Here is a 22380-nt window from a genome sequence, read left to right as displayed (position 1 = left end):
GCTTCGTGTTTCTTTAAACACATTTCAGCCAACCACCACTCACCCAAGTTAACTTTTATTACGTTATATAAATGCGTTTAGAAAGCTGGGTTTGTTGCTAGGTCATTAATGGCATGAGCTTTAGGTTTTTTTGAATAGCCCCCTTATTTTTATAATTTAATTCTAGTTAACTTGGGTTTTTATTGAAAAATCGTTGCTTTGGTTTTTATTTTAAGCAGCAAATTGAAACTCTAGGTTTGTAGGATACTCCCTTGTTAATTCGTAACCTTTGTAATATTGCTTTAGCTAGTACAGTGCTGGCGTTGTCAGGCTGTAAAGGCGGGATACTCGATCCAAAAGGGCAAATAGGCATTGATGAGAAAAATTTAATCATCATCGCAACCGTGCTTATGTTGCTTGTAGTCGTTCCCGTTATTGTGATGACTTTGTATTTCGCTTGGAAATATAGAGACACTCAAAACCAAGAAATTTATGCTCCAAAATGGGCTCATTCAAATAAAATTGAAGCCGTTGTTTGGGCTGTTCCTATTGTTATTGTAATCATTTTAGGTGTTATTACCTGGCAGTCTACCCAAGACTTAGACCCCTATAAACCCATTGAAGGTAAAGGTGAACATCTTACTGTTGAAGTGGTTTCACTAAACTGGAAGTGGCTATTTATATATCCTGAGCAAGGTATTGCTACGGTTAATGAATTAGTGTTCCCAGCAAATGTACCTGTTGAATATAAAATCACCTCAGAGAGCACAATGAATTCATTTTTTATTCCGCAATTGGGTAGTCAAATATACTCAATGGCTGGGATGGAAACCAAGCTTCACTTAATTGCAAATGAGCCAGGTACGTTTAAAGGCTTTTCAGCAAATTACAGCGGCGCAGGTTTCACTGGCATGAAATTTAATGCCATTGCTACACCTACTCAAGCAGACTTTGATAAGTGGGTGAGTGATGTGAAAGCGAATTCAAGCGCTAATAACCTGACTCATGCAAATTATGTTGAGCTTGCAAAAGCAAGTGAAAATAACCCAGTAGCATATTACGGAAAAGTTGATGACGGCTTATTTCATACCATTGTTATGAAGTATATGCAGGCGCATGGCGATATGAACAAAAAACACCATGCATTGGGCGAACATGGGCAAATGAGTAAAAAGCATCATGAAATGAGTGAGCACTCAATGCCTTCATCTCACAGCCAAGGCGAGGAATAATAATGTCGTTATTAGGTAATCTTTCACTCGACGCAATTCCGTTTCATGAGCCAATTCTTGTGTTCACGATGTCGGTTATTGCGATAGCTGGGCTTATTATTGCCGGGCTTATTACAAAGTATAAAAAATGGGGCGTGCTTTGGCGCGACTGGATCACGTCTGTTGATCACAAACGCTTAGGCGTAATGTATATTCTTTTAGCACTAATAATGCTGTTTCGTGGTTTTTCTGATGCAATAATGATGCGTGCGCAGTTGGCACTTGCTACCAGTGGTGCGCCAGGTTATTTACCACCAGAACACTACGACCAAATATTTACTGCCCACGGCGTAATCATGATCATATTTATGGCAATGCCATTTATGATTGGTCTAATGAACATTGTATTACCACTTCAAATTGGTGCTCGCGATGTTGCTTTTCCATTTTTAAATAATTTAAGTTTTTGGTTTACAGCCAGTGGTGCAATTTTAATTAACTTATCACTTGTATTTGGTGAATTTGCAAAAACAGGTTGGGTGGCATATCCGCCGCTTTCGGAGCTGACCTTTAGCCCTGGGGTGGGGGTCGATTATTATATTTGGGCCTTGCAAATATCCGGGCTCGGTACACTTCTAACAGCCGTAAACTTTTTAGCAACCGTGTTTAAAATGCGTGCACCAGGTATGACCCTAATGAAAATGCCAATTTTTACATGGGCATGTACATGGGCAAACATCTTAATTGCAGCATCATTCCCAATTTTAACTGCTGTACTTGCAATGCTAACGCTTGACCGTTATCTCGACTTCCACTTCTTTACCAATGAATTGGGCGGTAACGCCATGATGTACATCAACTTGTTTTGGGCATGGGGTCATCCTGAGGTATACATATTAGTATTACCAGCGTTTGGTATTTTTTCTGAAATTATTTCGACCTTTGCCGGTAAACGTTTGTTTGGTTACAAATCGATGGTTTATGCCAGCGGTGCAATCTCAATTTTAGGCTTTATTGTTTGGTTACATCACTTCTTTACTATGGGCTCAAGCGCTAACGTTAACGCGTTCTTTGGGGTAATGACCATGGTTATTGCCGTACCAACTGGGGTTAAGTTGTTTAACTGGTTATTTACTATTTACCGAGGTCGTTTACGTATAAGTGTACCGGTACTTTGGACTCTTGGCTTTATGGTTACCTTTACGGTAGGCGGTATGACCGGTGTATTACTTGCCATTCCTGGCGCCGATTATGTACTGCATAACAGCTTATTCTTAATTGCACATTTCCATAACACAATTATTGGTGGTGCTGTGTTTGGTTACCTGGCCGGTTTTGTATTTTGGTTCCCTAAAGCAATGGGCTTTAAACTTAATGAAAAATGGGGCAAAGCATCATTTTGGTGTTGGATTATTGGTTTCTTCGTAGCATTTATGCCGCTGTACGTACTTGGTTTCTTAGGTATGACACGTCGCTTAAACCACACTAACAACCCAGATTGGAACATGTGGTTATACATTGCCGCAGGCGGTGCTGTAATTATTATGTTTGGTATTATCAGCCAAGTAATTCAATTATATGTGAGCTTTAGAGACCGTGAAGCGCTTGACGATACAACAGGCGATCCGTGGAACGGCCACACACTTGAGTGGGCTACAAGTTCACCTCCGCAAATTTATAACTTTGCAACAATTCCACATATCGATGATATTGATGCATGGACCGATATGAAAGAAAAAGGTCAAGCATATCAAGATAAAGCAAACTACAGTCCTATTCATATGCCTAAAAACACATCAGCTGGCGTGTTAATGGCAGCAAGTTTAACAGTATTTTGTTTTGCAATGATTTGGCATATTTGGTGGTTAGCTGTGGTTGGACTAGTAGGCGGAATTGCCATATTTATCAAACGTTGTTACACCAGCGATGTAGATTACTATATACAACCTGATGAAATTGCACGCATTGAAGCTGCATATAATTCAAGTGGCGTTAAGGAGTTAAAAGCGTGAGTACACTTTCTGCAAATTTAGACTCTGTATCACACGATGATCATGCCCACGCGCATGATCACCACGATACTTCGGGTGATACCGTATTTGGTTTTTGGTTATACCTAATGACCGATTGCCTACTGTTTGCCTCGTTTTTTGCCACTTACGCTGTGTTATTTATGAACACAGCCGGTGGCGTATCGGGTAAAGATATTTTTGAACTCGACTTTGTAGCAGTAGAAACTGCAGCACTACTGATTAGTAGTATTACTTTTGGTTTTGCCATGATTGCCGCTCAAGGGCAAAAAAAGGCACTAACACTGACTTGGTTATTTGTTACGTTTTGTTTAGGTGCTGTGTTTATTGGTATGGAAGTATACGAATTTCATCACCTAATTGTGCATGGCAATGGTCCACAACAAAGTGCCTTTTTAACATCGTTTTTCTCATTAGTTGGCTTACATGGTTTACATGTAACAGCGGGTCTAATTTGGATGACCATAATGATGATTGAAGTTGCTAAACGCGGCTTAGGTAAAGCAACCGTAACGCGTTTAAGCTGCTTAAGCCTATTTTGGCACTTCTTAGACATTGTCTGGATTTGTGTATTTACCGTTGTTTATTTAATGGGAGCAATGTAATGAGCCACAGCGAAACGCATGCGTTAAAGCAAACGCAAAGTGATCATCATGATGAATCTCATGGCAGTGTTAAAACTTACTTAATTGGCTTTGTGCTATCGGTAATTTTAACTGCTATACCGTTTTACATGGTAATGGAAGGTGACTTCTCAAAAGCAACAACGCTTTGGAGCATTGTTACTTTAGCAATCGTACAAATTTGGGTGCATTTAAAATACTTTTTACACCTTAATTTTACCACCGAAGATGGCCGTGCAAGTACTTTTTCATTCCTATTCAGTGCTCTGATCATCGTAATGGTTGTTGGGTTATCTGTTTGGATCATTTATGAATCTAACGCAATGATGATGTACTAGGAGTTGAAGATGTTTCGTCGTTATTTATCAGTGACAAAGCCGGGTATTATTATGGGCAATTTGATCAGCGTAGCGGGCGGGTTTTTACTTGCCTCGCGCGGTGATATAGACCCATGGTTAATGATTGCCACATTAATTGGTTTGTCGCTAGTGGTTGCATCAGGTTGCGCTATCAATAATGTTATAGATAGAGACATAGATGTGGCCATGGCGCGTACTCGTACGCGGGTTACAGTAACGGGCGAAATGTCGGCCTTTGCTGCACTTAGTCACGGTATTTTATTGGGTGTTGTGGGCTTTGGTTTACTTATCGCCTACACCACTCAAGCCGCGGTATTTTTTGCAGCCTTTGGCTACGTAATTTATGTAGGGGTTTATAGCCTCTACATGAAACGCAACTCAGTATACGGCACTTTTGTAGGTAGCCTTTCTGGCGCTGTCCCGCCAGTAGTAGGTTACTGCGCCGTAACAGGGCAGTTCGATATGGGCGCATTAATACTGCTAGTTATGTTTAGCTTGTGGCAAATGCCGCACTCTTACGCCATCGCTATTTTTCGCTTTAAAGATTACCAAGCTGCAGGTATTCCTGTATTACCAGTAGCGCAAGGTATTGATAAAGCAAAGCGCCATATCGTACTTTACATTGCTGTATATGCCCTAGTTGTGATGTTACTGCCAATTACTGGCTACACAGGTGCTGCTTTTATGGCTGTTGCTTGTATTACCAGCTTTTGGTGGTTGCTAATGGCGCTACGTGGTTATCGTCGTAATATTGATATGAGTAGCTGGGCACGTAAAGTGTTCGCATTTTCAATTATTAATATTACAGCGTTAAGTATTGCTATGGCTGTTGATTATCATAGTGTTGCTCCACAGCTATTAACGCTTACCTAATTTAAAAATTTTTAACTATTCCAAAGTTAATCCAAAGGCTCGAAAGGGCCTTTTTTTATGCCTAAATATTAAAATAATTGAACATCAGTATTCTCACCCTTTTACTTTCTAAAATCATCAGCATTGTAATAAAGTGGTTTAAGGGTGCCGCAGTTAATAAATTTATAGGTAAGCTCATTTTCAGCTGGGACACGTTTTGAGGTACGAAGCTTTTGCATACATGCATTAACTAAATCAACAAAAATAAGATGGTTATAGCTCGGCGCTTGTTGAATTTTATGAATATAAATATGCTCAGTACCGCCTAGATTAATCATGTCGTAATCTTGCCATTGCGATGATTCACTTAAATCTTTTAGCTCTCTGGCATACAGTTGCTTACTCAGTTCAAGCTCTTTTTTTGAGTAAATTAAACTACCACCTTGTTGATAATCACCCTCGTAAATATCGGCAATAATCGTAATTTCTTCACCACGCATTAAATGTTGAATATTAAACGCTTGTGGCTTAACCGTGATTAGCTCAGCATTTCTAACAAAGTTTAAGAGTGCGACATCGGGGTTTCCTATTTTATAAACAACTTGCACATCATCTGGAGAATTATAACTAGGTAAGTTAATCGCAATTATAGATGAGCCTTGATTAACCAAAGCCATAGGATGCTCAGCATTGTAAGCGGGGTCTACCGGTGGTAGTTCTGTTTTTTCTTCTTCTGCTACAGCAAAGCCACTTAAAGTAACTAGTAATAGAGTAAGTAGTAGGCGCATTATAATCTCAATTAATTTATGAGCTTAAATTTTAGTATAAAATATACATTACATTGAGTTAATTGCACTTAATACTTAAACGCCAAGCATTGTATAAAAGGCTCAAATGAGCCTTTTATACAATTTCAAGGTAATCTCAAAGCGACATTAAAATAATGGCGACTAAATAAGCACTACTTAATTGCTTTTTTTACTTCTCGCCAATTTATTATTTTAAAGTTTTGAGGCTGCTGTGGCATACGATTATAACCATCTTGTACAACTAAAATACCTTCAGGATAACCCGGAAGAGACTTAGATGTTACTGTTAACCCGTCGGTTTCTGATGAGCCATCAATACCATTAACCAAATCACTTATTACACTAAACTTACCTGCAAACTCTAAGCTAGGTGTTTTAATGCCCGCAGTACCATTCTTTATTTTATACAGTACGTAGCTGTTATCACCTTGGCTCGAAACAACTAAATAACGTGTTTTGTCGCTGTGGTAAATTTCCATACCTTCAACATCATCAACAAGTTGCTCATTTATACCTTGCAGCATAACCGGTGTACTGCCTGCCGTTGGCTCTGCACCTATAAACCAAATACCGGCATCTTCTTCGCCTACAAATAATTGTCCTAGTTCATCATCTGCACTACAGCCTTCTGGTTGGCTTGGTAGGTTAAACTCGCGAACAAGTTTACCTGTTATTTTTTCGTTATTCTCACTGATTTTATATTGCTGATATAGCCCCGATTTATCATTTACAAATACATAGTTCCCCGTATTTGACGAGTACATACATAAGCCATAAATTTCATCAAGATTGGTAGGAATATCAGCAATGTACTTCACACTATTATTAGCTTGTACTGAAAATACACTAATACCGTTAAGCGTTCGGTTACTGGCAGTTATTAATGTATTGGTACTGTTTTTAATCGTGCTATTTTGTCGCAGGTCTACGTTATTTAAACGGCCAACTTCAAGTGACTGTTCAAGCTTGCCATTTAGGCTGTATACCATTAGTCCACGGCGTTTATCGGTGCCTAAAATTAAGCTGTTTGCTGCATCTTTAGGGTTAACCCAAATTGCCGGATCGTCTGCTGCATCACCAAACGCTTGTACGGGGGCAGTTTGTGCACTTGCCTTTATTTGAGTAATTGATTGGGGGCTGGTTTTTAATGATTTTATGATAGGTGTTACAGGTAGTGTACTTTTAATATAAGCGCCTGTTTCGTCGTTATACAGCACTGCCGTTGCCGCGTTGTTACTTGTGTAATTTACCGCTACCGATTCCAAGCTCAAGTCACCATTTAACATCCAGTTATTAAGCATTTTACTAATTGGATCATAAGCATACACAGTATTGTTTTTGGTACTAGTAAACCAGATAATACCATCTTGCGAAGCTGAAATAGCTCCTAGTTCACTGTCTAACTTTCCAAAGGGGGCGACTAAAGCAATCGGTTTTTTATCTGCTTGCGATTCCGCGTTCGCGTTTATTGCCCAAATGCCTACTTCGCTTTCACTTACATATAAGGTATTTGTTGTTGTACTTACAGCACAACCCGACGCCTCACTAACGCCAGAAAATTCACGTACATTTACGTTAACCGCTTTATTATTCGCTGTATCAAAAATAATAGTTTCGGTAATTAGCCCGCGTACATCAGGTACAAATGCCGATATTGATTCACTCGCTTTATTAGCAAATAAACACACCGTATCGGGTTGTGCTTGTGGTGGGTTAATGCGGGTTAGTTCAATTGTATCCCAGCCACTTTGAGTGTGCTCAAGCTTAAATATAACAACGTTATCTTGATTGTTATCAATAGTTGCAACCAAAAATGAGTGTGCTGTTAGCTTAGTGACAGCAAGCGCTTCAAAGTTACCTTTTTTTATAATGCGGCTTTGTTGCGTTTCACTTTCAACTAACACTAAGCCTTTGCTTTCGCTTGCTAGCAACCAATTGTTATTATTTAACCATGCCGCTTGTGAGCCTTGCATGTTATCTGTTGGACCAAATTCAGTACTATTAATGACTATTTTATCGGATGTGTTTTTTACTGCCGTATTTGTAGCCATATTACTATTGCTACACGCACTTAATGTACTAAGCACTAAGCTACTTACAATTAAGCTAATAGATGTTTTTAATTTAAAGTTCATGTTGTAACCCTTTATTGGTCAAAGCGCTTTTGAGTGCTGTAACGCACTTCGCCTTTATAGTTAATAGCCGTTGCTTTTAGTGCTTCATTGTTAATCGAAAAGCTCAAAAATCCTGGAGTAGCTTCTGCAAAACGCGTAAATTCACGTTGTTTTACGTAACGCGCTTCGCTACCACCACCAGATACAAAGTGGTCGAGTTTACTGCCATCTATTTGGTTATGTTGCAGGTCATGTTCGTGTCCTGCTATGTATGCTTGCACACCATTTTGCTCAAATATGGGCTCGAGTAAATTACGTAAACCTTCAGTAAGTCCGTAACGTTTTCCACTGCTATAAAGTGGGTGATGACCAACCACTATTTTCCATCGTGCTTGGCTATTTGATAGTTGGCTATCTAACCATGTTAATTGCGCTTGGCTGTTTTGCCCTTGAGTTGCTTTGTATTTTTCGCGTGTTTTGTATTCAGGATTTAAAGTATTAGTGTCTAAAAACACCATTAATATCTGCTCGCCACCTTTTAAAGTAAAGGTTTTGCTGTAATAGCGTGCAGGTAAATTCCAGCGCTGACTTTTTTTACTGTAATCAAGTTGTGCTTGCGCATTACCTAAATAATCATGATTACCCAGTACTACATACCAAGGCTCGAATGTATGTGGACCATGGTAAATATCTTCATAGGCACTTTGCCAAAGCGGGTCGTTAACACTTGCCACGCCATTGGGATAAAAGTTATCGCCAGTTGAAATAGTAAAATCACCATCCGTTTGAAACATCGCTATTTCTAACTGGTGTGCTACGTCTTTTTGATAAAAGTGCCCGTTATGTCCCCAATCACCAATAACCGTAAAATTTAAGCTCTTAGGCAGCACCGTCAAGTTGGCAATTTTTTGTTGCTCGTATAATACATCGGTGTACGTTACGTTTGCCAATACGCTTTGTATACTGCATAAGCCAAATGTTATTAGCAGTAATGTTTTTTTTATCATTATAGTTCTCTCATGTTTGGTAGCGCTAAATAAAGTGATTAGCACTACCTCATAAACTTATTTAAAATGCGTAACGCAGCATAAGTTGATAAACCGGTCCCGCTTCTTCAGATTCAATTTCGTACTCATCAAAGCTTCTACTAAACTGATCTTCAACGGTATCAAATTTATTAAAGGTTTCGTCTTTACTTGCATCAAGTAGGTTTGAACCCACCAAGCGTAGCGTTACATCTTCCCAACGTTTTTCTAAAAACACTTCAAAGTCGGCACTGTAAGATGTAGTTATTTCTTCACCTACAATACGTCCATAGGCATCACCTTGCTTACGGTAAGTTACGCCAAATGCAGCTTTGAGTTCGGGTAAGTCTTGAATAAACCCAATGTTATAAACGTAGTCTGATTGGTCGTTAAATTTGCGAGTTCCAAAAAAATCGGTTACTTCACTATCAAGCCATGAGTAGTTTAAAAATACACCCGTATTAGGCATGCTAAATGCGCCAAGTGGAGTAGATAAATCAAGCTCAATTCCTTTAACATTACCATCGCCGGTGTTGCGTGGTTGCAGTACAAATGTACCTTCGCCCTCAGAGCCTTCTTGTCCTGTATTTGCTATTTCTATTAGGTCATTTACTTTGCGATAAAATAAATTAATACCTACAACGCCACTTTTTCCTAAGCGATACTCGTAGCCTAAGTCCATACCCCAAGCTGATTCTGGTTTTAATTCAGGGTTCCCTAGTTGGTCGTTATCACCAAGCTCTTTTTCGATAAGTGCCGGCGTTAAAAAATCAAACTCAGGGCGGCGTAAACTACGCGCAATCGATGCACTTATACGCCCATTTTCGCTAACGTTATAACGAAAGTGTGCCGAGGGGAGGATAAAGTCGTAACTATTACTTTCGGTCACGCCAATTGTTTTATCATTAATTTTAGAATCGGTAGACTCCCAGCGAACGCCCAGCTCCCAAGCAAATAAATCATCTTTGTGCTTAACAAGGGCAAATAAATCAAAGCGATCTTCTTCTAAAGTATTTACACCACCAGTAACCGCTTCGTACTCGCTATTAAATGCAGCAAGCGTTAAAGGTGATGCTGCGTATTGATCCCAACTGGTAAGTGCAAGTTCTAATTCGTTTTGCGATTCTAAAATTTCACTGTCGCGTTTTTTATTTTGTAAAAATGCACCAAGCTGAATTTCTTTGCTGTCACCCCAAGGTTGGCTGTGTTGCCACTGTAGAGTCCATTCTTTATCGTCTATGTTGCTGCGAGCTTGTTCTTCTTCAAATATCATTGGCAGCTCAGACGTATCTAATTCGACTTCTTGCTCATAAACAGACTCTTCAAACCGAGCAAAGCCAAATTTAAACTTACTTGTGCCGCTTAGTAGTGGAAATTCATAAGCGGTATTGATGTTGTAATTAGTTTGGTCAATATATTTAACATTGGCATTATCTGTTTCTAAGTTACCGCCATTTACAATATCGTTATTGGTTGCAGTTGGGTCGTTGTATTCAAATGAACGTTCATCCTCAGTACGCTCTGTATCAACCCACATAGCGCTAATATTAAACTGACTATCGTCGTCAAAAACAATTTCGTAGCTGGAGTTAAGTGACGTGTCGTCGCCATCGCGAGTGTCTGATTGGTCTTCGCGGTTATCAAACTCTTCTGTTTGAAAATTTATATTGTTTTCAGGGCTATCGCCGTAGCGCAAACTAGTTTTTTGTTTTGGGTTATATCTGCCTTGTAAATTTGCACCAAGTAATAAGCGCCCACCAGCAAATTCAGTACCGTACACAGCAGCCAAGCTTTCTTTAAATTCACCATCGTCATAAAGCAAGCCACCAGCACGCAAGTAACCGCCATCTAAACTGTAACCATCGCGCAATACAATATTTAATGTGCCCGCAATAGCATCGGCTGAGCGGTTAGCACTTGATGAGCGAATAATTTCAACGCGTTCAATTAACTCAGCCGGAATTCGGTCAACAAAAAATGAACGGTCGGCACCAGCGCCAGGTACTTCTTCACCGTTTATAAGCACCTTTGTATAAGCAGGGCTTAACCCCCGCATACGTGCACCATCCGATTCAAGCACATCCGATAAAAATGTAACACTGGGTACTCGTTTTAATGCATCGCCTGCGGTCAATGGTTCAAAACGTTGAAAGTACTCTTGTGAATATTCTAAGGTTGGTGCGAGTTCGTCTGAGCGGTTTCTGTAGCCAATTTCACCGTATACAACAATTTTGTCAGAAACTTCGATATCTTTTTTTGTGGTTTCTTTTGCATCATCTTCTGCATAAGCCGTTAAATTACATAAGGCTAATGCGGCTACCAGTGCTTTTATTTTAAAGTCTTTCATTGTATTTGCTCTTGGTTATTGCTGGGTTTTTTCTTGATATGGCGAGCAAGCTAAAGATATTTGATTACGTAAATGTGACAGTGTTTAGTTTAAATACATGTATTTAGAGGTGTTTGAGCAATATCTAGAGCGTATTGAGCTTTTATCACTCCTCGTAAAGTCAGGTGTTATGTACCGTGCAGGGCTGTTTTTAAAGTAGGTATCATCTCGTTGTCATATAGCTGAGCTAATATGACCCTGCTAACAAAAACTTGTATGAACTAACTTTAAAACTCATTTATAAACGAGATACCGCACATGCGATTTAACCCCTTTATCAGCCACCGATTATTAATAAACGCTATTATTGCGATGTTTTTTAGCGCTGTGTTTTTAAGTAGTTATTTAGGTGTATTAAAAACTTACGCCAGTATTCAGTGGCTCGATATTATGGGGGAGGGCGGTATTGTGTTAATGACTCTCGTATGGATTGCCGCGTTATTAATTTCAAGACCACCGGGTAAAGTAACCACTTACTTAGTGATAGGTGTTGGGTTATTTATGTTCTCGGCAACCCTCGATTTACTTGATGAATGGCTAATGCATCCCGCCCATCAATGGCTCAGTTGGATTGAATCTCTGCCAGCACCTTTAGGCATGTTGTTAACGAGTGTGGGTTTGTATTATTGGCATCAAGAGCAGTACGTATTAAATCGTCAGCTACGCCGCCGTGAAGCGCATTTACGTGAGCACGATAAGGTGTGTTCAGTTACAGGTCTTTATAAGGCGCAGTACCTAGATTCTGCAATTAAAGAGCAACTTACGAGCAAACAACCACTCTGGCTTGGGGCTATTGATATTCGTGATTTTTCGCATTTTAATAGTGAGTTTGGCTTTAGTGAGGGCGACCGGTTACTGCGTGAAATTAGCGAGCTATTGTTAATGAATTGCCGACTAAGTGATGTAGTGTGCCGCTACGCAGGAGATTGCTTTATGGTATTGATGCCAGCCACCACAGAGCAGCAAGCTAAAGAGTTGATGGCACAAATTAAAGGAGCTCTAAAGCATTGTGCATTTAAAGTTGAAGCATCTAAAAAAGCAAAGTTTCAATATGTCACTACCGCCTTAATACAAGGTAATACGCATAGCAGTACAGGTAAACTAACAAGCCAACTGCATAGTCAATTACAACAAAAAAAGCATCAACTAAAAGTAGCGCACCGTGCACATGTTTGTTAGCCAAGACGACAAATATTTAAGCGCTCAAGGGCTTATTACGTCAGCTGTAGAGCTTGCTCAAAGCCGAAACATAAATTTACATAAGCTGCTACGCGGTACCGGTATTTTTGAACAAGACTTACTTAATTTTCAGCATACATTTAGTGTGTCTCAGCAGGTGCGTTTATTAGCTCAATTTAAGTTGTTGATGAAAAGTACTGACAGTGGTTTTTTACTCGGTAGCCAACTTATTAACGACACTCGAGCCGAAGCTCAGGCATTAAAATATAGCGATAATTTAGCTCAAGTATTAAAGCAATTATCACTTTTAAGAATGCAATTAGCGCCTTTGCTGTTTAGCCAAACGTATATTAAAAACGATAATGTTTATATTTATATTCAGCCAGCACATGGGTTTGATGAAAGCCTTTACCACTATGTGCTAGAGATATACAGCACTGCATTTTATAGTTTACTTAAACGAGTGAGCGAAAGTTACCCGCATTGTCAGTTCGACTTTGCTTTTAAACGCCCTCGGCATATTCAAGAATATGAGCAAAATTTAGGGCTAAAGGTAAGTTTTGATAAGCCATGTACTCGCTGGGTATTAAATAAAACCATGTTAAGGGCTAAAAACCCGCATGCGAGTCAATTACGATTTATGCAAGCGCAGTCGCAGCTACATAATAAAAGCGTAGTTAGCATGACTTTTATTGAAGCCGTCTGCAGATACTTATACTCTCACCCAAGTGCTAATTTAGAGTGCACCGCAAAGCACTTTGCTATGAGCTCAGCTACATTTAAGCGCAGACTCAAACTCAATGGGGTACGCTTTTCAGCGTTAATAGATGAGCAAAATAAGCACAAAGCTATTTACCTACTTACTCTGTGCGCCAAACATAACGAACAAGTCGCTGAACATTTAGCTTTTTACGATATACCTAACTTTCGGCGCGCCTTTAAACGCTGGACAGGCTTAACACCTAATCAGTTAAAAGCGCAATAAGTTACTCAGTTGCCATTTCTATGGAGTGCAACAATGTTCGTGCATTTAAATGAAGATTTGGATCTTCTGGGTTTGACGTATTAGTCAGCCAAATTACATTGCCTTCTTTATTTACAAATAATGTAGTAGGTGTGCCTCGTATACCTAATTGCTGTGCTATTGCATCGGCTTTTACAGCTGTTTTAAAAGTATAACCTCTTTCGCTAAGTGCTTTAGCGGGAGTAGCATCGTCATCTTCTTCAAAGCTCACGGCAATAACTTTTAATCCCATATCATCAATTTTTTGAAGTGCTGGCTGCAGCTTTTTACAGTACGGACACCATGTTGCCCAAAAGTGTAAAACGTAAGGTTGACCTAATAAATCTTGAGTATTGAGTGGCGACCCATCAGCCATTTGTAAATTTAATGTTGGCAATTTAGGATATGTTGCTTCTGAGCTTGTATCTTGTGCGTAAGCTGTAAAGCTTAATAAAATTAGCGTGATGGTAATAAATAGCTGTTTCATAATATGCTCTTTTTTATTTTACATATTAAACAAGAACGATAATTTAACATTTTCATTTCAAACTAAAAGCCAGCAGCTTGTTCAACAACAATAGCGTGGCGTTTAGCGAGGCGTAGGTGATCTCTATCGTAACCTCCACCTATCACAGTAGCTACAGGTGTATTGTGTTCAAGGCAGCGTTTTAGCACTAAATGGTCACGTTTAGCTATGCCATCCCAGCTAATATCTAACTTACCCAAGCCATCACCTTGCCAAATATCAACGCCAGCATCGTAAAGTACTAAGCTTGGGTTTAGCTCTTTAAGTAAATAACTTAGTGTTTCGTTAACTATGGCAAGGTATTCGTCGTCCTTCATATTATTTGCCAGGCCAATGTCTAAATCGCTAGCGGACTTTCTAAAGGGGAAGTTTTTTTCACAATGGATAGAGCAAGTATACGCATAGGGCTGATGCTGTAACATTGCAGCTGTGCCATCACCTTGGTGCACGTCTAAATCAAAAATAAGTACGTTAGTTACCTCACCCGATTCAATTAAAGTTTGCGTGGTAAAGGCCAAATCGTTAACCATACAAAAACCTGAACCAAAGTCATTATGTGCGTGATGTGTACCACCAGCAAGATGACACGCTATACCGTGTTTAAGTGCTAAGCGGGCTGTTTGAAGCGTTCCTTGAGGGGCTGTAAATGTACGTGCCATAAGCTCTTTTGACCAAGGTAGACCAATGCGACGCATTGCTTTTTCATCTAAGCGGTTGTGCCATAAATCTTGGATATAATTATCGCAATGCACAAGCTCAAGGGGCTCTGGCGTGCCTAATATTGGCTCAACTAGGTTACTGCCGATTAAACCAAGCTCTGCAACATGTTGATATAAATGTGCAAATTTACTCATTACAAAGCGATGCTTAGGATCAAAGCTAAACGAGTAGTTAGGATGGTATACCAAAGGCAAATGAGGATTTAAGCGCATATTTACAAGCTTTATAAAGTTTGCGCTATGGTAATCAACTTAAGAGAATGAGTCTATTGTGAGTCATTAATAAGTGACGCTAATTCGCGATGCAGTAGCTCATCATCGGCTAAGTTTAGCTCTATTAAACGCTTTAAATAAGTAATACTGTCTATATCAATGTGATGGCATTTTAAACCAATATGATCGGCTTCAATATGGCAAATCACTACTTCCATTTTTATTTCTATATCGCTTTGAGGTAATGTAAAACGCAGTATTGCTTGCGTATTGTGGCTGCCAATAAATGCATCACAATTAGTAACCAACGCGCCATGTAACGATAGATCGAGTAATTTACACGGATACTGTTGGCTATCAAAACATAACAGAGCGTTAGTTGAAAATAGCACACGAGAAAACTGTCGACGATTTTGCATAACCTAATTTAGCCTTACTGTTTTTATAATAAATTAAGCATAGCGGGTAATTCTCTACATGCTAGCAAGATGTGCTCCTGTAATGCTGGTGACATAAAAAAGCCCTGCAAAGTGCAGGGCTTAAGTTATACAAACATAAAATTAACCAATATTTTTAGCCAATTTTTTTGTACTTAATACGTTTAGGTTGAGTTGCCTCAGCGCCTAGGGTCTTTTTAAGCCACTCTTCATATTCAGTGTAGTTACCATTAAAGAAGTTAATTTGACCTTCATCACGGTAATCTAAAATATGTGTAGCGATACGGTCAAGGAACCAACGGTCATGCGAGATACACATTACACAACCTGGGAACTCTAAAATAGCGTTCTCCAGTGCACGTAGTGTTTCAACGTCCAAGTCATTGGTTGGCTCATCGAGTAGTAACACATTGCCGCCAGCTTTTAATAACTTAGCAAGGTGTAAACGGTTACGCTCACCACCTGATAGGTCTTTAACAAACTTTTGCTGATCGTTACCTTTAAAGTTAAAGCGACTTACATATGCTCGGCTTGGGAACTCAAAGTTACCAATTTTCAGTACGTCTTGTCCGTCTGATATTTCTTGGAAAACAGTTTTGCTTTCGTCCATACCGTCGCGGAACTGATCAACAGTAGCTAGGTGTACTGTTTCGCCAACGCTGATGTTACCGCTGTCTTGCGTTTGCTCACCGCTTATCATTTTAAACAGCGTTGATTTACCTGCGCCATTCGCGCCAATAATGCCCACAATGGCACCTTTTGGCATGCTAAAGCTTAAGTCATCAATTAAAACTCGATCGCCAAAACTCTTACGAAGATTAGTTACTTCAAGTACTTGGTCACCTAAACGCGGACCAGGTGGGATAAACATCTCGTTAGTTTCGTTACGTTTTTGGTAATCAGACTGCTGCATTTCAGTAAACTGAGCCATACGTGCTTTTGACTTAGCTTGGCGACCTTTAGGGTTTGAACGAACCCATTCAAGTTCTTGCGCAATTGATTTTTGACGTGCTTTTTCAGATTTTTGTTCTTGCTGTAAGCGCGCATCTTTTTGTTCAAGCCAAGAAGAGTAGTTACCTTCCCATGGAATACCTTCACCACGGTCAAGCTCTAATATCCAACCAGCTACATTATCAAGGAAGTAACGGTCATGCGTTACAGCCACAACAGTGCCTTCGTAATCGTGTAAGAAGCGCTCTAACCATGCAACCGACTCAGCATCCAAGTGGTTAGTAGGTTCATCAAGGATAAGCATGTCTGGTTTTTCAAGTAATAATCGACATATAGCAACACGGCGACGCTCACCACCTGAAAGGTGCTCAATTTTAGCATCCCACTCTGGCAGGCGAAGTGCATCAGCTGCGCGTTCTAAAACGTTGTCGATGTTATGACCATCGTGCGCCTGAATAACAGCTTCAAGCTCGCCTTGCTCTTTTGCAAGTGCGTCAAAGTCAGCGTCTTCCATGGCGTATTCGTTATACACTTCGTCAAGACGTTTAAGTGCATGTTTAACTTCGCCAACAGCTTCTTCAACAGTTTCACGTACTGTTTTACTTTCGTCTAAAACAGGTTCTTGCGGTAAATAACCAATTTTAGTACCAGGCTGAGGATGTGCATCACCTTCAAAATCTTGGTCAACACCGGCCATAATACGCAGTAACGTAGATTTACCAGAACCGTTTAAACCAAGCACACCAATTTTAGCGCCAGGAAAAAAGTGCAACGAAATATCTTTTAAGATAGTGCGCTTAGGTGGCACAACCTTAGATACTCGACTCATCGAGAATATAAATTTATCAGGTAAAACCATGGAGGAAAGCCTTCAAATAATAATAAAAATTTCAATGTTGTATTGTAGTGGCTGACGGGTGAAACAGTCAACGAATGGCGGGTTTTAAAGCACCAAAGGATGCTTGTAAGTAAAGTATAAAATCATGAATAAATTTCATTTGGACATCTATACATCTAGAGGTTGATATTTTTTACTTTCAGTTCATAATTAAGCCTCGGTTTTTATGAGCAGGAGTAAAGTATGCCAATTACAGTAAAAGACGAGTTGCCGGCAATTGCACGTTTACGTCAAGAAAACGTATTTGTAATGCCAAAAAGTCGTGCAAAAACGCAAGAAATACGCCCAATGCGTTTGGCTATTTTAAACTTGATGCCTAATAAAGTAGAAACCGAAGTTCAGTTTATTCGCTTACTTGCCAATTCGCCTTTGCAAGTAAACGTAGAACTACTGCGCCTCGACACTCACCGCAGTAGCAGCAACTCAGAAGAGCACCTTGATACCTTTTACCGTTACTTTTCTGAGGTTAAAGACAACAATTACGATGCATTAATAGTAACCGGTGCGCCACTTGCGCATTTAGAATACGACGATGTAGCGTATTGGGATGAGCTAAAAGTCATTATTGATTGGGCTGAGCAACACGTTACCTCTACGTTATTTTCGTGTTGGGCAGCGCATGCAGCGTTATATCACCGTTACAATTTAAAACGCGATTTAAAAGACGATAAACTGTGTGGCGTATTTACTCACCAGTGTTATTTTGATCACGGTGCACTGACTCGCGGATTCGACGATACCTTTTTGGTACCGCACTCACGCTACGGCCACATTGATATAAATAAAATAAACGCCTGTGAAGAACTCGTTGTACTGGCAGGTTCTGAGCGAGTAGGGGCTTACTTACTTAAAAATAAATCGGGTAGCCAAGTGTTTATAACCGGCCACCCAGAGTACGACGCCGACTCGCTAAAAGCAGAATACGAGCGCGATTGTAAAAAAAGCCCTAATGCACCAAAGCCCGAAAATTACTTTCCGGATGACGATGCAACCAAACAACCTTCAAAAACGTGGCAAAGCCATGCTTTTTTACTTTTTTCGAACTGGTTAAATTACTACGTGTACCAAACCACACCGTATGATATTAATTTAGTTAGCCAAGACGTGAGGACTAACAACTATGCCGAATAACGCGCCTACAAATAATAAGCAAGCCGAAATAAGTGCCGCATTAAAAGAACGCATTTTAATTTTAGATGGCGCAATGGGCACTATGATCCAAGATCATAAGCTAGAAGAAGAAGACTATCGCGGAGAGCGTTTTAAAGACTGGCATGTATTAATTAAAGGTAATAACGATTTATTAAGCCTAACCAAGCCCGACTTAATCACTGATATTCATCGTGGTTTTTTATCAGCGGGCACCGATATTATCGAAACCAACACGTTTAACTCGACCACTATTTCGATGGAAGATTACGACATGGCAAACCTAAGCCGTGAAATAAACCTAGAGTCGGCTAAATTAGCACGCGCAATTTGCGATGAATTTACGGCTAAAACGCCAGAAAAACCGCGCTATGTAGCCGGTGTTTTAGGGCCGACATCTAAAACGTGTTCAATTTCGCCAGACGTAAACGATCCGGGTTACCGAAACGTTACTTTTGATAAGCTAGTTACTGCGTATGTAGAGTCTACCCTTGCATTAATGGAAGGCGGCGCCGATTTAATACTAATCGAAACTATATTCGACACGCTTAATGCAAAAGCCGCCTCGTTTGGTGTAGAAGAAGCCTTTGAACAAGCAGGGCGCACATTACCAGTTATGATCTCGGGCACTATTACTGACGCTTCTGGCCGTACGCTTTCTGGGCAAACAACCGAAGCATTTTATAACTCTATTCGCCATATTAAGCCTATTTCGATTGGTTTAAACTGCGCGCTTGGCCCTGATTTACTGCGCCAATATGTAGAAGAGCTTTCGCGCGTGTGCGAAACCTTTACATCGGTACACCCTAATGCGGGCTTGCCTAATGAGTTTGGTGAATACGACTTAGAAGCGCCTGAAATGGCAGCCGAAATTATCGATTGGGGTAAATCGGGCTTTATTAATATAGTAGGTGGATGTTGTGGCACCACGCCTGCGCATATTCGTGCTTTTGCAAAAGGTCTAGCGGGCGTTAAACCACGCCAATTGCCAGAGCTTGAAGTACGCATGCGTTTATCAGGCCTTGAAGCCTGTAACTTAAATTAAGGAGCCAACATGACCCAACAAATAGCAGTATTTACTAATGTCGGCGAACGTACCAATGTAACCGGTTCTGCCATGTTTAAACGTTTAATCATGGAAGAAGACTTTGAAGCCGCGCTAACAGTGGCCCGCGAACAAGTAGAAAATGGCGCACAGGTTATTGATATAAACATGGACGAAGCCATGTTGGACTCAAAAGCCGCGATGGTTAAGTTTTTAAACTTAATAGCCTCAGAGCCTGATATTTCACGCGTACCCATTATGGTCGACTCCTCTAAATGGGAAGTAATAGAAGCAGGCCTAAAGTGTATTCAAGGTAAGGCCATTGTTAACTCTATATCGCTAAAAGAGGGCGAAGAGCCGTTTATTCGCCAAGCTAAAATAATAAAACGTTTTGGTGCAGCTGCCGTTGTAATGGCGTTTGATACTGACGGGCAAGCTGATACAGCAGACCGCAAATATGAAATATGTGCCCGCAGCTACAAAATATTAGTAGAAGACATTGGTTTTCCACCAGAAGATATTATATTCGACCCTAATATATTTGCCGTAGCCACCGGTATAGAAGAGCACGACAACTACGCAGTAGAATTTATTGAAGGCACACGCCGCATTAAACAAAACTTACCGCACTGTAAAGTGTCGGGCGGGGTGTCTAATGTATCTTTTTCATTTAGAGGTAATAACCCAGTACGTGAAGCTATTCACTCGGTATTTTTATACCACGCCATAAAAGCGGGTATGGATATGGGGATCGTAAATGCAGGGCAACTCGCCGTTTACGACGACATCCCAGAAGAGCTTCGTAAAGCCGTTGAAGACGTAATACTTAACACAGACCCAGGTGCAGGCGAGCGTTTAGTAGAGCTTGCACCAAAATACTCTGGTATGGCACAAGCCGAGCGAGTAGAAGATTTAGAATGGCGCACATGGCCTGTTGAAAAACGCCTTGAGCACGCGCTTGTAAAAGGCATTACTACCTTTATAGATGAAGATACCGAAGAGTGCCGCGCTGCTGCCGATAAACCTATTCACGTAATTGAAGGGCCGTTAATGGATGGCATGAACGTGGTAGGTGATTTATTTGGCGCAGGTAAAATGTTTTTACCACAAGTGGTTAAATCGGCGCGCGTAATGAAACGAGCCGTAGCCTACCTAGACCCATTTATTGAAGCCGAAAAAGAAGAAGGCTCAACCAATGGTAAAATAGTGATGGCGACCGTAAAAGGCGACGTACACGACATAGGTAAAAATATTGTAGGCGTGGTACTACAGTGTAATAACTATGAAGTTATTGATTTAGGCGTAATGGTACCTGCCGATAAAATACTGCAAACCGCCATCGACGAAAAAGCCGATATTATTGGTTTATCGGGCTTAATTACCCCATCGCTTGACGAAATGGTACACGTAGCAAAAGAAATGAAACGCCGTGGTTTTGAACTGCCGCTACTCATTGGTGGTGCAACTACCTCTAAAGCGCACACCGCAGTAAAAATTGAGCCGCAATATGATAAAGGCGTTGTGTATGTAAATAACGCAAGCCGTGCAGTTGGTGTGGTTTCAAACTTATTATCAAAAGACATTAAACCTGACTTTTTAGCTAAAACTAAAGCTGAATATGTAAAAGTACGCGAGCAACAAGCGCGTAAAAAACCACGCTCTAAGCCTGTTACTATCCAGCGCGCACGCGATAACGCTGCAAAGCTTGATTGGGATAACTACACACCACCAGTGCCTAAAAAGCTGGGCGTGACCGAGTTTAAAAATGTATCAATCGCGACTTTGCGTAAATACATAGATTGGACGCCATACTTTATGACGTGGTCAATTGCCGGTAAATACCCGCGCATAATGGACGATGAAGTAGTAGGCGAGCAAGCGCAAAGCTTATTTAAAGACGCTAACGATATGTTAGACGACCTTGAAAAAGCAGGCAGTTTGCAACCACTTGGTGTAATTGGTTTATTCCCGGCTAACCGCGTGGGTGATGACATAGAAATATACACCGACGAAACACGCAAAGAAGTATTAACTACTTCGTGCCATTTACGCCAGCAAACCGAAAAAACCGACTTTGCTAATTATTGCCTAGCCGACTACATAGCACCAAAAGGCACGCCTGATTACTTTGGCGCGTTTGCAGTAACGGGCGGCCTAGAAGAAGACGATTTAGCAAATGCGTTTGACGCACAGCAAGACGATTACAACAAAATAATGGTTAAAGCCGTAGCCGACAGGCTCGCCGAAGCGTTTGCAGAATACCTGCACGAAAAAGTACGTAAAGAGTATTGGGGGTTTGCACCAGACGAAAACCTAGCAAACGATGAGTTAATACGCGAAAACTACCAAGGTATTCGCCCTGCGCCAGGTTACCCAGCGTGCCCAGAGCACACTGAGAAAAAGAAAATTTGGCAATTACTCGATACCGAAAAACGCATTGGTATGCAGCTAACTAGTTCGTACGCCATGTGGCCAGGTGCTGCTGTTTCGGGTTGGTACTTCTCACACCCTGAGGCTAAATACTACGCCGTAGCCGCTGTGCAAAAGGATCAGGTAGAAGACTACGCTAAGCGAACCAATATGACGCTTGAAGAAGCTGAAAGGTGGCTATCGCCTAACTTGGGGTATGATCCGGAGTAGAGCGAAGCGGTCAGCTATCAGTTGAAACTAAAACGAGTCCAATGTGGCTCGTTTTTTTATTAACTTGCACAAGGGCGACCGATTGAATTCATATAATATGGCTATTCAAGTGTGATTAGTTTTTTTCTTGAACTGGATTAATATTAGGTAAACGGTTAGGAGTTCCTATAAAGTAATGGTCTAGTTGTAGTAATTGGAAACTACTATGTTTAGGATCTAAATATAATTTTTT

18 protein-coding genes are annotated in these 22380 nt (G+C 40.5%); 10 read left to right on the top strand and 8 right to left on the bottom strand.

From position 1 onward, the window contains the following. The first annotated feature begins 251 nt into the window (after positions 1 to 251). From cyoA to cyoE, 5 genes are read left to right on the top strand one after another with little or no spacing between them, the layout of a single operon-like run. A complete protein-coding gene (gene cyoA / locus H5118_RS09995; RefSeq protein ID WP_165723814.1) occupies positions 252 to 1211 on the top strand; it encodes a ubiquinol oxidase subunit II in 960 nt (319 codons plus the stop codon). Between the two features lie 2 nt (positions 1212 to 1213). Further along, positions 1214 to 3202, top strand: coding sequence for a cytochrome o ubiquinol oxidase subunit I (cyoB, locus tag H5118_RS09990; protein ID WP_024596558.1), 1989 nt, complete (start codon positions 1214 to 1216; stop codon positions 3200 to 3202). After that, entirely contained in the window at positions 3199 to 3825 is a 627-nt protein-coding gene (gene cyoC, locus H5118_RS09985) for a cytochrome o ubiquinol oxidase subunit III (RefSeq protein ID WP_002958100.1), read from the top strand. Before cyoB ends, cyoC begins: the two co-directional genes overlap by 4 nt. Beyond that, the gene (cyoD, locus tag H5118_RS09980) at positions 3825 to 4181 is read left to right on the top strand and encodes a cytochrome o ubiquinol oxidase subunit IV (RefSeq protein WP_002958101.1); all 357 of its coding nucleotides are present in this window, start codon (positions 3825 to 3827) and stop codon (positions 4179 to 4181) included. Before cyoC ends, cyoD begins: the two co-directional genes overlap by 1 nt. Before the next feature lie 9 nt (positions 4182 to 4190). Then, entirely contained in the window at positions 4191 to 5075 is an 885-nt protein-coding gene (cyoE, locus tag H5118_RS09975; protein ID WP_002958102.1) for a heme o synthase, read from the top strand. A 101-nt stretch (positions 5076 to 5176) separates the two neighbouring features. Here cyoE and H5118_RS09970 read toward each other — a convergent pair whose 3' ends face one another. The 4 genes from H5118_RS09970 to H5118_RS09955 form a co-directional block, all read right to left on the bottom strand. Then, on the bottom strand, positions 5177 to 5842 hold the full coding sequence (locus tag H5118_RS09970; protein WP_182693183.1) for a hypothetical protein: 666 nt from the start codon (positions 5840 to 5842) through the stop codon (positions 5177 to 5179). A gap of 173 nt (positions 5843 to 6015) precedes the next feature. Next, on the bottom strand, positions 6016 to 7998 hold the full coding sequence (locus tag H5118_RS09965) for a phytase (protein ID WP_182748701.1): 1983 nt from the start codon (positions 7996 to 7998) through the stop codon (positions 6016 to 6018). Positions 7999 to 8009: 11 nt separating this feature from the next. Further along, positions 8010 to 8984 (bottom strand): metallophosphoesterase, encoded by a 975-nt coding sequence (locus H5118_RS09960; RefSeq protein WP_182748700.1) that lies wholly within the window; start codon positions 8982 to 8984, stop codon positions 8010 to 8012. Between the two features lie 61 nt (positions 8985 to 9045). Continuing rightward, positions 9046 to 11349, bottom strand: coding sequence for a TonB-dependent siderophore receptor (locus tag H5118_RS09955; RefSeq protein WP_182748699.1), 2304 nt, complete (start codon positions 11347 to 11349; stop codon positions 9046 to 9048). 297 nt (positions 11350 to 11646) lie between these two features. On the opposite strand from H5118_RS09955, the gene H5118_RS09950 reads away from it, so the two are divergent. Both H5118_RS09950 and H5118_RS09945 read left to right on the top strand, forming a co-directional pair. Next, positions 11647 to 12567, top strand: a complete 921-nt coding sequence (locus H5118_RS09950) for a GGDEF domain-containing protein (RefSeq protein ID WP_024596554.1) — start codon at positions 11647 to 11649, stop codon at positions 12565 to 12567. Further along, positions 12551 to 13552: an AraC family transcriptional regulator gene (locus H5118_RS09945; protein ID WP_024596553.1), complete on the top strand. Its 1002-nt coding sequence runs from the start codon at positions 12551 to 12553 to the stop codon at positions 13550 to 13552. The genes H5118_RS09950 and H5118_RS09945 overlap by 17 nt, the downstream gene beginning before the upstream one ends. Position 13553: 1 nt before the next feature. Here H5118_RS09945 and H5118_RS09940 read toward each other — a convergent pair whose 3' ends face one another. From H5118_RS09940 to ettA, 4 genes are all read right to left on the bottom strand, one after another. Next, the gene (locus H5118_RS09940) at positions 13554 to 14057 is read right to left on the bottom strand and encodes a TlpA disulfide reductase family protein (RefSeq protein ID WP_182695046.1); all 504 of its coding nucleotides are present in this window, start codon (positions 14055 to 14057) and stop codon (positions 13554 to 13556) included. A gap of 62 nt (positions 14058 to 14119) precedes the next feature. Further along, the gene (locus H5118_RS09935) at positions 14120 to 15028 is read right to left on the bottom strand and encodes a histone deacetylase (protein WP_182748698.1); all 909 of its coding nucleotides are present in this window, start codon (positions 15026 to 15028) and stop codon (positions 14120 to 14122) included. 53 nt (positions 15029 to 15081) lie between these two features. Beyond that, positions 15082 to 15447 (bottom strand): PilZ domain-containing protein, encoded by a 366-nt coding sequence (locus H5118_RS09930; protein ID WP_002958114.1) that lies wholly within the window; start codon positions 15445 to 15447, stop codon positions 15082 to 15084. Between the two features lie 154 nt (positions 15448 to 15601). Continuing rightward, positions 15602 to 17275 carry an energy-dependent translational throttle protein EttA gene (gene ettA / locus H5118_RS09925; protein WP_182748697.1) on the bottom strand — a complete coding sequence of 558 codons (1674 nt, stop codon included), beginning with the start codon at positions 17273 to 17275 and terminating at the stop codon, positions 15602 to 15604. Between the two features lie 222 nt (positions 17276 to 17497). Here ettA and metA point away from each other — a divergent pair, with 222 nt between their 5' ends. Genes metA through metH form a run of 3 tightly spaced genes read left to right on the top strand, consistent with a single transcriptional unit; the run spans position 17498 to position 22148 of the window. Next, a complete protein-coding gene (gene metA, locus H5118_RS09920) occupies positions 17498 to 18445 on the top strand; it encodes a homoserine O-succinyltransferase (protein ID WP_002958117.1) in 948 nt (315 codons plus the stop codon). Further along, a complete protein-coding gene (locus H5118_RS09915) occupies positions 18435 to 19508 on the top strand; it encodes a homocysteine S-methyltransferase family protein (RefSeq protein WP_182748696.1) in 1074 nt (357 codons plus the stop codon). Before metA ends, H5118_RS09915 begins: the two co-directional genes overlap by 11 nt. Before the next feature lie 9 nt (positions 19509 to 19517). Next, entirely contained in the window at positions 19518 to 22148 is a 2631-nt protein-coding gene (gene metH, locus H5118_RS09910) for a methionine synthase (RefSeq protein WP_002958120.1), read from the top strand. The last annotated feature ends 232 nt before the right edge of the window (positions 22149 to 22380 follow it).

The sequence above is a fragment of the Pseudoalteromonas sp. SR41-1 genome (genome assembly GCF_014164015.1).
In the GTDB taxonomy this organism is placed as follows: Bacteria; Pseudomonadota; Gammaproteobacteria; order Enterobacterales; family Alteromonadaceae; genus Pseudoalteromonas; species Pseudoalteromonas distincta.
This window is presented reverse-complemented; position numbering and strand designations above follow the sequence as displayed.